At 70.8% G+C, this 13088-nt stretch carries 9 protein-coding genes; 6 read left to right on the top strand and 3 right to left on the bottom strand.

Annotated elements, in window-relative coordinates; genetic code table 11:
* The 5 genes from ABD286_RS11155 to ABD286_RS11135 all read left to right on the top strand — a co-directional run.
* A partial coding sequence (locus ABD286_RS11155; RefSeq protein ID WP_344193169.1) for a hypothetical protein occupies positions 1-290 on the top strand: 290 nt, incomplete at its 5' end.
* Positions 287-943 (top strand): hypothetical protein, encoded by a 657-nt coding sequence (locus ABD286_RS11150; protein ID WP_344193166.1) that lies wholly within the window; start codon positions 287-289, stop codon positions 941-943. The genes ABD286_RS11155 and ABD286_RS11150, both read left to right, overlap by 4 nt.
* Positions 930-1322 carry a hypothetical protein gene (locus ABD286_RS11145; RefSeq protein WP_344193164.1) on the top strand — a complete coding sequence of 131 codons (393 nt, stop codon included), beginning with the start codon at positions 930-932 and terminating at the stop codon, positions 1320-1322. Before ABD286_RS11150 ends, ABD286_RS11145 begins: the two co-directional genes overlap by 14 nt.
* 138 nt (positions 1323-1460) lie before the next feature.
* Positions 1461-2708 (top strand): UDP-N-acetyl-D-mannosamine dehydrogenase, encoded by a 1248-nt coding sequence (wecC, locus tag ABD286_RS11140; RefSeq protein ID WP_344193162.1) that lies wholly within the window; start codon positions 1461-1463, stop codon positions 2706-2708.
* 42 nt (positions 2709-2750) lie between these two features.
* Complete coding sequence (locus ABD286_RS11135; protein WP_344193160.1) at positions 2751-4541, top strand: hypothetical protein; 1791 nt, start codon at positions 2751-2753, stop codon at positions 4539-4541.
* Positions 4542-4573: 32 nt separating this feature from the next.
* On the opposite strand, the gene ABD286_RS11130 is transcribed toward ABD286_RS11135, so the two are convergent.
* From ABD286_RS11130 to ABD286_RS11120, 3 genes are read right to left on the bottom strand one after another with little or no spacing between them, the layout of a single operon-like run.
* A complete protein-coding gene (locus ABD286_RS11130; RefSeq protein WP_344193158.1) occupies positions 4574-5749 on the bottom strand; it encodes a glycosyltransferase in 1176 nt (391 codons plus the stop codon).
* Positions 5746-7395, bottom strand: a complete 1650-nt coding sequence (locus ABD286_RS11125; protein WP_344193156.1) for a glycosyltransferase family 4 protein — start codon at positions 7393-7395, stop codon at positions 5746-5748. The genes ABD286_RS11130 and ABD286_RS11125 overlap by 4 nt, the downstream gene beginning before the upstream one ends.
* On the bottom strand, positions 7392-8405 hold the full coding sequence (locus tag ABD286_RS11120) for a polysaccharide pyruvyl transferase family protein (protein WP_344193153.1): 1014 nt from the start codon (positions 8403-8405) through the stop codon (positions 7392-7394). The genes ABD286_RS11125 and ABD286_RS11120 overlap by 4 nt, the downstream gene beginning before the upstream one ends.
* 187 nt (positions 8406-8592) lie before the next feature.
* Here ABD286_RS11120 and ABD286_RS11115 point away from each other — a divergent pair, with 187 nt between their 5' ends.
* A complete protein-coding gene (locus tag ABD286_RS11115) occupies positions 8593-13083 on the top strand; it encodes a glycosyltransferase (protein WP_344193151.1) in 4491 nt (1496 codons plus the stop codon).
* Positions 13084-13088: the final 5 nt, after the last annotated feature.

Genomic DNA, 13088 nt, shown 5'->3' with positions numbered 1-13088 from the left:
TCTTCCACGTCACCGACGCCACCTGGCGAGAGTGCGCCTTCATCACCACCCGACCCGACACCACCATCACCACCTGGGCCGCCGCCCTCCGCACAGACCCCGCGCCGCAGTCTGCGGAGACCCTCGGTGACCCCCTGGCCGCGTTCCTCGCCTCGGCCGTCGAGTCCGGGCTCCCCCACCACACGGTGACGCGCTTCGACCCGGGCGGTGACAGCCAGGTCTGGCTGGCCGGGGCCGACGCCGTTCACCGCATCCAGATCACCGCCAAAGAGTCGGGAGTTGAGGCGTGAAGACCGCCTACACCATGGATCGATTCCGCCGCGCCTGCCTCCAGGCCGAGCCGGAGGAGTACGACGGACGGGCCCAGCTGCCGGTCCGCACCCTGGACCTCGCGCCCCAGCGCCTGAACCGCTTCCGCGAAGGGCTGGCGTCCGTGCTGCCGTTCCTCGACCGGGTGAACGGCCCGCTCCGGACCGAGCGGCCCGTGTACCCCCTGACCGCGTCGTTGTTGCGGGAGTACGCCGAGCCCTTCGAGGCCCTGGCCACGGAGGTCGAGTGGAAACCCGCCGACATCCCCACCGGGACGGGTCGCCTCGTCATCCGCCTCGCCAGGGACGGCGAACGCGTGTCGCCGTCGAAAGACCACCCGGACACCTTCGAGATGGTTCTCGCGAGGTCGGACGAGTACCGCGGCTACCTCAGCACGACCACGGGGTGTGTCGTCGGTTCCAACGCGTGGCTGGTGCGAACCCTCGACGGCGACAACGCCCTCGCCCTGACGCTCGTGGCGTTCGGACTCCTCTTCGCGGAGGACTATGACGCCAAGGTCCTCGAGGTGGAGGTGCCGGTCATCCCGGCGAAGCACGAAGTGCTCTCCCAGCTCCTCGAGTCCACCGGGCTCCAGCTCGTCCTCAGAGAGGTGACCCACGATGGCGACCGGTAGCCCGACCACCGTCCACTTCCCCTTCCCGGTGCGTGAGCTGAGGTGCACCGTCACCGGGCTGCCCGCCGACGTGCCCTCCCGTTCAGCGTTGCTCTGCCTCAGGGCGGAACGACGACTCACGGGCGCGCGCTGGTCCCCCTCGCTGGGGTGCAACTACGCCTACGTCGAGTTCGAGCAGGGGCAGGGCACCGCCAGCACCTCCGTCGTCATCGAGACGAACGAGCCCTGGCAGACCGGCGAGATCTACCTCCAGCCGTGGGGTGAGTCGCGTCGGCGCACGGACGTCGTCCCCGAGTCGATCCAGGTCTCGGCGACCGGCGTGATGGGCGAGGAGATGCGGGAGTTCGTCGTGACCTACCAGTGGTCCCCCGAGGCCTGACCCCCCGGCCCTGACCCCCTGCTCCCATGCCTTCCCGGGCCGGGGCCTCGGGTCCGCGGGCGAGTCCTCGACCTCGTGCACGCGAGCAGTTCGGTACATTTCACCAGTTCACCCGTTCCCTCCAGACAAGGCACTCCCGTGGCTCAGCACTCCACCGTCGCCGTGATCGGCCTCGGCTACATCGGCCTCCCGACGGCAGCCATCCTCGCCAGCAACGGCGTCAAGGTCATCGGCGTCGACGTCAGCGACCGCCACGTGGATGCCGTGAACCGTGGTGAGGTCCCGTTCGTCGAGCCCGACCTCGCGACGCACGTCGCCGGCGCGGTGAGCCAGGGCATGCTCTCGGCCCAGAAGGACACCCCGCACGCGGAGACCTACATCGTCGCGGTGCCCACCCCGTTCAAGGACGGGTATGCCGCGGACCTCAGCTACATCGACGCCGCCACTGACGCGATCATCCCCCAGCTGACCGGTGACGAGCTCATCATCCTCGAGTCCACGTCCCCTCCCGGGGCCACCGAGCACATGGCCAAGCGCGTCCTGGACGCCCGCGACGACCTTTCCCTGGACGGGTCCGGTGGCCGGCCGATCATCCACTTCGCGCACTGCCCCGAGCGGGTCCTGCCCGGCCGCGTGATGATCGAGCTCGTCACCAACGACCGCATCATCGGGGGCCTGACCACCGTGGCCGCCGAGCGCGCCCGTGACCTCTACCAGGTCTTCTGCGGAGCCGAGCTGCACCTGACCGACGCCACCACCGCCGAGATGGCCAAGCTCACCGAGAACTCCTACCGCGACGTCAACATCGCCTTCGCGAACGAGCTGTCGATCATCGCCGACAAGCTCGGCATCGACGTCTTCGAGCTCATCGAGCTGTCCAACAAGCACCCCCGCGTCAACATCCTGCAGCCCGGCCCCGGCGTCGGCGGGCACTGCATCGCGGTCGACCCGTGGTTCATCGTCAGCGCCGTCCCCGACGAGGCCCGCCTCATCCGCACCGCGCGCGAGGTCAACGACCACAAGCCGGAGTACGTCCTGAACAAGGTCAAGGACCGCGCCGACCGCTTCAAGGACCCGGTCATCGCCGCCCTCGGACTTGCCTTCAAGCCCGACATCGACGACCTGCGCGAGTCGCCGGCCCTGGAGATCACCAAGCAGCTCGCCCAGCGGCACTCGTCCTCGCGCGTGCTCGCCATCGAGCCCAACATCGAAGAGCTCCCCGCCGGCCTCGCCGCCCTGCCCAACGTCGAGCTCGCCTCGACCGCCGAGGGCATCGCCGCCGCCGACATCGTCGTGCTGCTCGTCGACCACCGCGAGTTCCGCAACGTCGACCGCCGTCTCCTCGCGGAGAAGGCAGTCATCGACACCCGCGGCCTCTGGCGCTGACGTAGGCGCTGACCGGCTGCAGGGGTCGGTGGAGGGGGAGGCATGGCCAACTACCTGCTGGCACTGAGCCGGGAGGACGGACACGAGGCGCTCGGGCAGGCCATCGACGAGGTCGGTGCGCAGTTCCCGGACGACCACGCGCGCTCGGTGCTGCCCGGCGGCTGGAGGCTGGACTGGTTGGCCCGGCACGCGACCGGCGACCTGATGCCCGAGGGCCAGGGCCTCTTCACAGGGGTCGCCTACGACGACGACGCCGAGGGCCTCTACTTCGGACGCAGTGGCTGGGGGAGCCGCGGGGCCCGGGTGTGGGCCGACGACGACCTGCCCGGGTGCCATGTCATCGGCTCGTGGCGAGGCGACCGACTGCGTGTCACGACCGACCTCTATCGGATGATGCCGCTCTTCACGACCTCGGCAGCCGGGCTCGTGCTGGTCTCGGACTCGGCGGCACTGCTCCTGCGGCTGCGCCGCCGACTGGGTCTGCCGTGCACCCCGGACGCCACCGTCATCGGGGCGATGCGCTGGCCCAACGCCATGTCAGCGCAGTTGATGAGCACCCGGACCCCCGTGCAGGAGATCACGTACGTCGCCGTCGGCCAGCGCGTCGAGGTCGACCTGACCGACCCCTGCGCCCGCGCCGAGGTCGTCACCCGCCCGATGCGCGAGGTCTTCGCCTGGGACGGGCAGAGCTACGGTGACACCATCCGTCACGGAGCCAGCAGGATCGCCTCGATCATCCACACGGTCGCCACGCTCGGTCCCGAGGCAGCCCGCCTCTCCCTGTCGGGAGGCAAGGACTCCAGGATCTGCCTGGCAGCCGCCCTGCTCTCACCCGTGGGCCGCGACTCCGCCAGGTTCACCTGCACGAACACGCTGCCGCAGCACCAGCGTGACGCCGAGGTGGTCCAGCAGCTCTCCGAGACGTTCGGCTTCCCGCTCGGCTCACGGTTCCCCGCGGTCCCCCGCTCGGCCGAGATCTGGCGGGTGCGCGACCCGATGGGCCTGTGGTCCCTCGACAGCGCCCTGACCTACTACCCCGTCAAGCTCCAGGCCTACGGTCTGCGGGCCAAGGGCCAGTTCGCCATCGCGGGCTTCGGTTCCGAGCTCTACAAGGGCAACTACGGTCTCCGCTCGGTCAAGACCATCGCCGACTCCATCGCGACACGGTTCCCGGACATGGCCGAGGACTTCGACGCGACCTGCTCGGACTACCTCACCCGGGTGGGGATCGACCCAGCCGACCCGCTGAGCGCCGAGTGGCACTACCTGGGCATGCGCAACGCCCTGCACGGCGGACGCTTCGTGCCGGTGTCCAAGCTCGGCATCCGGCCCCTGCAGCAGCGCAGCCTGGTCGGACTGAGCAAGCTGGCGGCGCAGGACCGTCCTGCCGAGATGTCCGGGCCCAAGGACATCACCGAGGACCTCATGGCGACCATGGGCCCGGCGCTGGCAGCTCACCCCTTCGACCGCCCGGCCAAGGACCGCGACCCGGAGTGGGTGACCGAACGCCTGCGCGTCATCGGTGGTGCCTTGACCAGCGACGACCTCTCCACGTATGCCGTCCACGGCGACCCCGAGACCGTGCAGGACGGCCCGGTGCCGGCCCTGAGCGCCCTCGGCGCCGACGGCCAGGAGCCAGGGGCCATCACCCGGGAGCGGGTGCAGGCACGCTTCGAGGTGGCAGCCGCAGCGGTGGGAGACTCGGACTTCGCGACCGACTGGGTGCAGATCGTCGACGACGCCAGGCTCGAGCTCGCCGACCCTGCAGTCCCCGTGGGTCAGGCCCGCGGCATGGCAGGTCGGGTCCTCAGCCTCGGGGAGCTCCTCCGGTAGGACCCACGGCTCGGGCGACGAGCCGTCGGCGGTCACCAGCCGAGGCGGGCCCCCAGCTCGTCGCGGAAGGCGGCACTGACCTGGCGGCTGTCGAGGTGGGCGATCAACGCCAGCACCTCGTCATGGGTGATCTCCCGCGAGCGCTGGGCAGCCTGGGCCAGACCCGATGCGAAGCCGTCGACGTCCCCGTTGGCGGGGTTCGCGACATACGTCACGGCCTCGGCCGGCAGCGCTTCCCGGAACACCGGCGTGTCCGTGGCCACCACGGACAGTCCGAAGCTGAGGTAGAGCAGCGCCGCCCCCGAGTTGAGCGACCGGGCGTAGGTGACCAGGCCCACGTCGGACGCACGCAGGAAGAGCTGCGCCTTGTCGGTGGCCACACGTCTGGGATCGATCAGGACACGCGGATCGGTCACGCACCGGTCGACGAAGTCCGCGACCTCGGGGTCGTTGTCGGGGAGCCCGGCCACGAGCAGCCGGTAGCGACCCGTGGGGTCCTCGTCGCACAACCGGTGGAAGGCATCCAGCGCCTCCCCCAGCGCCTTGTACTTCTTCAGGGCACCGAAGACGAGGAAGACGGTCTCGTCGGCGTCGATGCCGAACGCCGCTCTGGCCTCGGCGCGGGAGACGTGGCTCTCGTAGGCGCCCACGTAGCTCGGGTGCGGCGCGAGCACGGTGCGGTCCGGATCGAGGTCGAGGATCCCGTCCATGTGGTCCGTGGTGGCGCGCGCCATGACGTGCACGACGTCGGCGCGATCGGCGAGCCCCTGCTGGAGGCGCAGCTCCTCCTCGACGAAGCGCGCGTCGTGGGGGTAGACGTTGTGCACGGTCCAGACAACCTTGCCTCCGTCGGACCGGAACTTGTCGATCCGCCCGAGCAACCCGCCGACGAGACGACCGGCGTCAGCACCGTGGGTGATCTTCCCCAGCGCCCAGCTCATCCAGTGGAAGTGGATGGTCTGGCTGGCGCTCAGCGGGCGGAAGGCGCCCACGGCCCGGAAGTCGTGCCCGCGCAGGACCGGCGCGACCGCGATCCCACCACTTCCGAACTCGCGGTAGAGCAGCGACTGGAAGGGGTTCATGCGAGCGACCGCGGTGTAGCCGAGGAGGTGCGGGGTCGTCGTGGTCGACACCGCCCGCAGGGCCAGCTGGATCTCGTGGGCCGGACTCGCCGCACTGGGGAGGTAGCCGGTGACGTTCGCCTTCATCGCGGGAGCTCTCCTCGTCCCAGCACGTGCTCGAAGTACTCCCGGTAACGGGGACCGTTGTGGACCCACTGGCGCTGGGTGTGGATCCACTCCGTCGCCGCCGACACCCTCCGGGACCGCTCGGCCGGGTCGTCGAAGACCTCGGTGATGACCCGGGCGAGATCACCCGCGTCGTCCGGCTCGAACTTCCAGCCCCGGTGCGGCGGGTCGGTCAGCTCGACCAGCGCCGGAAGGTCGCTCACGACGACGGGGATGCCGAGAGCCATCGCCTCGAAGGGCTTGAGCGGCGTGACGTGCGTGGCAGCGCGCTCGCGGGTGCGGGGCACGACGAAGACGTCGATGAGGGCGTAGTAGTCGACGACCCGGTCGTGGTCGACGTTGCCCGTGAAGTGCACCCGGTCGGCCACGTCCAGCGACTCGGCCAGGGCCTCGAGCATCTCGCGCCGGGGGCCACCGCCGACGAGCAGGCAGTGCTCGTCGCGGCCCGCGGCCTTGAGCGCGGCACAGGCAGCGATGAGCGTCTCCTGCGACTCGCGGTAGTGGTCCATGTTGGAGACGTAGCCGAAGGTCGGGGCGTCGCCGATCCCCAGCTCGTCGGCGAGCTCCTGCGGGCGCTCGCGCGGCGTGAAGCGCTCGACGTCGACGCCGTTGGGGATGATGCCGACCTTCTCGGCCGGGATCCCCCGGGCGACGATCTCGCTGCGCATCGACTCGCCCAGGGTGAGGACGAAGTCGGCCCTGTGCATGCACTCCTCCTCGAGGCGCATCCGGGACTCGAACTGCTCGCCGCTCGCCTCGTAGCGCACCTCGTCGGTCCAGTTCGCCTCGAAGAACGACCGCACCTCGTAGACGACCGGGATGCCGGTGCGGTCCTTGATGGCAAGGGCGACCAGGGCTGTCTCGTAGCCACGACGACCCGAGCTGACATGGATGATGGCCGGCCGCAGGAAGCGCACCCGCTCGAGCGCGAGGTCGGCGAAGAGCTGGAGGTAGCGGTCGACCGGCATCGCCTTGAAGTCGGCGGGACCGACGTCCAGGTGGAAGTGGCGGATGCCGTCGGGGTTCACCTGTGGACGCGCCGCATCACCCACGACGGACCGGGGGAATCCGGGCTCGGTGACCACGATCGGGTCGAGGCCGGCCTCGCGCTCGGCGAGGAAGTTGTAGTGGCTGCGGGAGGTGAAGCCGTTGGACAGGTAGGGCCGGCTCTCCTTGACGAGGTGGAGCACCCTGTGGGGGTTGAACGGCACCACGGTCTCGGCCGGGCCGGGCAGCACCGGCACCTGGCCGGTCAGCTCACGAAGGCGGCCCTCGATCAACGTCGTGGCGTCCTGGGACGCCTGCTTGAGGGCGATCAGGCGTTGCGTGGTCCGCAGGGTCGCGGTCATCTCGCCACGCTTGATCTGCAGGCTCCGGGCGATCTTGAGGAAGTTGGCGTTGGTGCTGTGCGCCTCCCACCACTGGTCGACGAGCGCGAGGCCCTGGTCGTACTCCTTGGCCGTGAACAGGTGCCGCAGCAGGGCGACGACCATCTCGGCGGAGGCATCGGGCAGCGTGCGGTCCAGCACGTCGCCCAGGTCGTTGCCCACGTCGTCGCCGAGGTTTCCGCCGAGTGCGCCGGACTCGGCGCCGGGCACCTGCGTCATGCGCCGAACCTGACTGCGCCGCGCGGGAAGTCGGCGTCGATCTTGCGCACGAGGGTGCGCACCGCGTCGTTGGCGTCGAGCTCGAGCTCACGCACCGCCGCGCGCGAGACCGGCATCCTGGCCAGCTCGACCTTCGCCAGCATGTCCGGGTCCTCGTTGCTGGACAGCAGCGGACGGCGGTCCAGGCGGGTGTAGAGGTTGCGGCTCTTGGTGGTGGCCGAGAGGACGACGGAGGACACGCCATACATCGTCGCCACGACGGTCCCGTGGAACTTGTTGGAGATCAACAGGTCGAGGCCACCGAGGTAGGAGCTGAGCTCGTCGATGCTCTCGGACTCCAGGATGATCTGGTCCTTGAAGGGGAAGGCCTGGGCCACCTCCAGATCGCCGGCCCTGGTCTTGCCGGTGCCGAGGACGAGGTTGACGACGTCATACCCGCGGTCGTGCATCGTCTGGCAGACGTTCACCAGGGCAGTCGGGTCGGACCCGGCCCGGTGGGTGCGCAGGTTGAAGGCGACCGTGGGCTTGTCGAACGTCGCGGCCGGCGGCAGCGTGAGGTTGAAGGCGAGGTCGGCGTGCACGACGACCGGCACCTTCGGCGTGAGGTACCGGCGGATCCACTCGGCGCTCTCGACGTCGCGGGCGCCGATGTGTCGCACGTTGGGGTGCTGGAAGAAGTTCTGCAGCCGCTCCATCACGTCGGGCGCCTGCTGCTTGATCCAGGTCGGCACCCCGACCCCACTGATGTAGATGGGCTTCGCGAGCCAGGCGCGGTTCCAGTACAGCGGCGAGATCTTGTTGGGGATCACCAGGTCGCCACCGCCGATGACGAGGGCGTCGAACTCCTTGACGATCTCGGTGGCCGGGCGGCTGAAGTACGGCGCGGCCAGGACGTCGTGCACGACGTCGACGTCGTGGTGCACCCCGATCGTGCGCTGCCAGTTGTGCAGGAACAGCTCGTCACCGTAGTTCCCCCATCCGAAGAAACCCACGAGACCGATGCGTGCCATGCGTTGTCCAGCTCCTTGTGACCGTCGATTCCGCCCCGGCGTCCGCACCGCCCAGAGGTCGCCCGATGCTATCTGCTCGACAGGTCCGTGCAACGGCAGCACCGGCCCCTCGGACCCCCGGCCCGCGGCCGGTCAGCCCCTAGGATGACCGCGTACACCTGACGTCGAACAGCAGGAGACTGCACCAGTGCACGACGACGAACGCCGTGACCATGCCGGACTCGACCAGCAGGTGACGTCAGAGCTCCTGAGCAATCCGAAGGCCCTGCGCGCCCGCCTCGATGCGCTGGAGGCCGGCGACCGCGCCGCACGCGGCAAGCTCAAGGAGGCGGAGAAGAACGCCCGCGAGCTCAAGCAGCTCCGCAAGGAGAACCAGGAGCTGACCCGCAGGCTCGGCAGCGCGAACTCCGCGCTCGACGCCTACCGCGCGGAGTCCACCCGCCTCAAGGGCGACCTGAAGCGCGTGCGTGGGTCCAAGGCCTACCGGCTCGGTCGTACCCTCACCTCGCCCATGGCCCTGGTGCGCCACACCCCTGCGCTCCCCGCGGCGAAGCAGCTCCCGGCCGGGCCCTCGAGCGGGGGCACCGCCTCCGCCCCGGAAGCCACTGCAGAGGGCGGCACCGCCGAGCGCAGGCTCAGCGACTACTCCTACGAAGAGCTCCTCCAGCGCTTCCACGCGCAGCAGACGCCGACGCGCCTCGGCCACGTCCTGTCCCGCTCGTGGTTCGAGCAGGGCACGGTGTCGGTGCCCACCCGCCTGCTGCGCGAGCACCCCGAGGTGGTCGCCGAGCTCGACCCTGCCTCCGCAGAGCTCGCCGAGCGCATCCTCGCCGTCGAGCGGGTCCGCCTCGAGAGCATCTCCGTCCCGCCCCGTGCGCAGGGACCGGCCTACCTCCCCGAGCCGGGCCGGGTCATGTACTGCGTCCACTCCACCCCCGCCTACAACACCAACGGCTACTCGGTCCGCACCAAGGGCGTGGCCTCCGGCCTGCGCGAGAGCGGCAGCGACGTCGTCGTCGTGGGCCGCTCCGGCTACCCGTGGGACGCCAAGGTCGACGTGAAGTCCCGCGCGCGCCACCGCCACGAGGTGGAGGTGGACGGCGTCGGCTACGTGCACCTGCCCGGCAACCCGCTGGCGAGCACGCCGGTCGACCGCTACATCCTCGAGTGCGCCGACGCCTTCGTCCGCGAGGCCCGTCTCCAGCGCCCCAGCGTCATCCAGGCCGCGTCCAACTTCCGCGTCGGGCTCGCCGCCCTCATCGCGGCCCGCCGCCTGGGCATCCCGTTCGTCTACGAGGTGCGTGGCCTCTGGGAGGTCACCGAGGCGTCCGCGAAGCCCGGCTGGGACCAGACCGAGCGCTACGCCGTCCAGACCGCCCTCGAGACGCTCGTCGGCAGCGAGGCCGACGCGGTGCTCGCGATCACCGGCCAGACCCGCGACGAGCTCGTCCGCCGCGGCGTGCCCGCCGAGCGGATCACGGTGGCCCCCAACGCGGTCACGCCCGGAGAGTTCCTCCCGCTCCCGCGCGACACGCAGTATGCGGCGTCGCTCGGCGTCCGCACGGACGTCCCCGTCATCGGGTTCGCCGGCAGCATGGTCCCCTACGAAGGCCTCGACGTCCTCGTCGACTCCGCCGCGGTGCTGCGCGACCAGGGCGTCGGCTTCCAGGTCGTCATCGCCGGCTCCGGCTCGGCCGCGGCCGGGCTCAAGGAGCAGGTGGCCCGGCTCGGCCTGGACGACCACGTCCGCTTCGTCGGCCGGGTTCCCGGCGACCACATGCCGCGACTGCTCAGCCTCTTCGACATCATGCCGTGCCCGCGCCTGTCCCAGGCCGTGACCGAGATGGTGTCCCCGCTCAAGCCGCTCGAGGCGATGAGCAGCATGAAGGCCGTCGTCCTGTCCGACGTGGCACCGCACCGTGACATCGCAGGAGCCGACCAGTCGCGGGCCCTGCTGTTCCCCGCCGGCGACGCCCGGGCCCTGGCCGACGTGCTCCGACGCCTCGTGCAGGAGCCCGACCTGCGCGCCGACCTCGGTCGGACCGGACGGCTCTGGTGCCTCGACGAGCGCAACTGGAAGGGTCTGGCCACCACGGTCCTCGGCGCCCACCGTGAGGCGACCGTCGTGCACGACCACAGCGCCGTCGACGGACCGGCCCTCGCCACGCTGCGCGTCGGCCTCGTCGCCGACGAGTTCACCACCCAGACCCTGTCCGCCTCGGTGCAGGTCGTGCCGCTGGACCGGGACGGCTGGCGCGACCAGGTCGCCGGCCTCGACCTCGTCTTCATCGAGTCGGCCTGGAAGGGCAACGGCGGCACCTGGCACCGCGGCGTCGGCCGCTACTCCGACGAGGAGCACGCCGACATCAGCGGCCTGCTCGCCCTGGCCCGCGAGCTCGGGGTGCCGTCGGTCTTCTGGAACAAGGAGGACCCGGTCCACTACGACCGGTTCGTCGCCACCGCGTCCCTGTGCGACCACGTCTTCACCACCGACGGCAACCGCGTGCTGCCCTACCTAACCGCCGGTGTCGGCACGGTCCGCACGGCGTCGTCGCTGCCGTTCTACGCCCAGCCCAGGATCCACAACCCGTTGCCCGCGACCCGCGAGTACGAGCCGACCGTCGTCTACGCCGGCACCTACTACGGCGACCGCTACGCCAAGCGGTCCGCCGAGCTGACCCGGCTCCTGGAGACCTGCCGCCCCTTCGGCCTGGCGATCTACGACCGGCAGGCCGACATCCCCGACTCGCCGTACCACTTCCCGCAGGCCTTCCGCGGGAGCGTGCGCGGCTCCCTGCCCTACGCCGAGGTGATCGACTCCTACAAGAGCCACCTCGCGAACCTCAACGTCAACTCGGTCACCGAGTCGCCGACGATGTTCTCCCGACGCGTCGTCGAGGTCGCCGCCTGCGGTGGTGTCGTCCTCTCCGGCCCGGGTCGCGGCATCGACGAGACCTTCGGCTCGGTCATCCCCACGAGCAACGACCCCGTGGTGTGGCGCTCCCTGCTGCGCCTGTGGTCGGGCAACCCGCAGGCCCGTCTCACCGAGGCCTGGTTGCAGATGCGTGCGGTGCTGCGGTCCCACACGGCCGACACCGCGCTCACCATCGTCGCCCGGACCGCCGGGCTCCCCGTCGTGGCGCCCCCGCGCCATACGTATGCCGTCGTCCTCGACTCCGGCGCGCCGGACGTGCTCCGCTCGCTCGCCGCCCAGTCGGTGCCCCCGACCGAGGTCTTCGTCCACGCCGACCGTGGCTCGGGCGCCATCGACGACGCGGTCGCCGCCCTCGAGGGGACCGGCACCACCGTGCGCACCTGGGACGGACTCGGCAGCCCGGCCACCTCCGCGCAGTGGGTCGGGCGTCTCGCCGAGGTCGTCGGGCGCACGCACTACGAGGACCTCCTGCACGCTCCCGCCTTCGGGCACTGGGACCGCCTCGACAGCCACGCCGCCGCCGACCTCCAGCCCGGACAGCCGCTCGCGGTGCCCGTGTCGGGGACCGGCACCACCACGGGCCTGGTCACCACCTCCGTCGCCTCGGAGCACCCGCACCTCGACGACGCCCTGCGCGCCGACGGCCTCAGCGCGGTCCGCCTGCTGGTGCCGTGGGTGGTCGCCCACCCCGTCGCGACCCAGGGTGGCGCAGGTGGCTCCTCGGCCGGCACCGCCCGGGACACCGCTCCGGTCGCCGGTCACCGCGTTCTCGTCGCCGGTCACGACCTCAAGTTCGCCACCGCGTTGCTGGAGGAGCTGCGGTCGCAGGGCGCCGAGGTCGAGATCGACCAGTGGCGGTCGCACACCGCCCACGACGAGGAGCAGTCGCTGGAGCTGCTGCACCGCGCCGAGCTCGTGCTCTGCGAGTGGGGGCTCGGCAACGCGGTCTGGTACTCGCGGCACGTCATGCCCGGCCAGCGCCTCGTCGTCCGCGTCCACCTCCAGGAGCTGTCGCTCCCGTACCTGTCGCAGATCGCGCACGAGAACGTCGCGGCCTACGTGTTCGTCGGCGAGCTCGTCAGGCGGGCCGCCATCGAGAGCCACGGCGTCCCGGCCGACAAGTGCGTGGTCATCCCCAACCTCGTCGACACCGACGGCCTCGACCTGGCCAAGACCGAGGAGGCTGCGACGACGATCGGGTTCGTCGGCACGGTCCCGGCGCGCAAGCGTCTCGACCTGGCCCTCGACGTCATCGAGGCGCTGGACGCCAAGGGTCGTCCGCACACGCTGCGGATCAAGGGCAAGGGGCCCGAGGACTACCCGTGGATGAGCAGCCGGCCGGCCGAGATGGCTTGGTACGACACGCAGTACGCACGCATCGAGGCCCTCAATGCGGCACGCCCCGGCACCGTGGTCTTCGACGGCCACGGCAACGACATGCAGGAGTGGTACCGCGGCGTGGGCATCGCCCTGTCGGTGAGCGACTTCGAGTCGTTCCACCTGACCATCGCCGACGGCGCTGCCAGCCGGGCGATGCCGGTCGTCCTCGGCTGGGCCGGGGCCGACCTCGTCTACCCGCGCGAGTGGGTCGGTGCCACGGTCGATGACCTGGTGGACAGGATCCTCACCGAGGACCGCGACCCCGATGCCTACCGGCGCGTGATCGCCGACCGCTTCGAGGAGGCGACCGTCCTCGGACAGCTCGTCGACGTGCTCAGCCCCGACGCGACCGACGGCCGCTGACCGGG

Origin of the sequence: Pedococcus aerophilus (assembly GCF_039532215.1) — a bacterium.
GTDB classification, from domain to species: domain Bacteria; phylum Actinomycetota; class Actinomycetes; order Actinomycetales; family Dermatophilaceae; genus Pedococcus; species Pedococcus aerophilus.
This window is presented reverse-complemented; position numbering and strand designations above follow the sequence as displayed.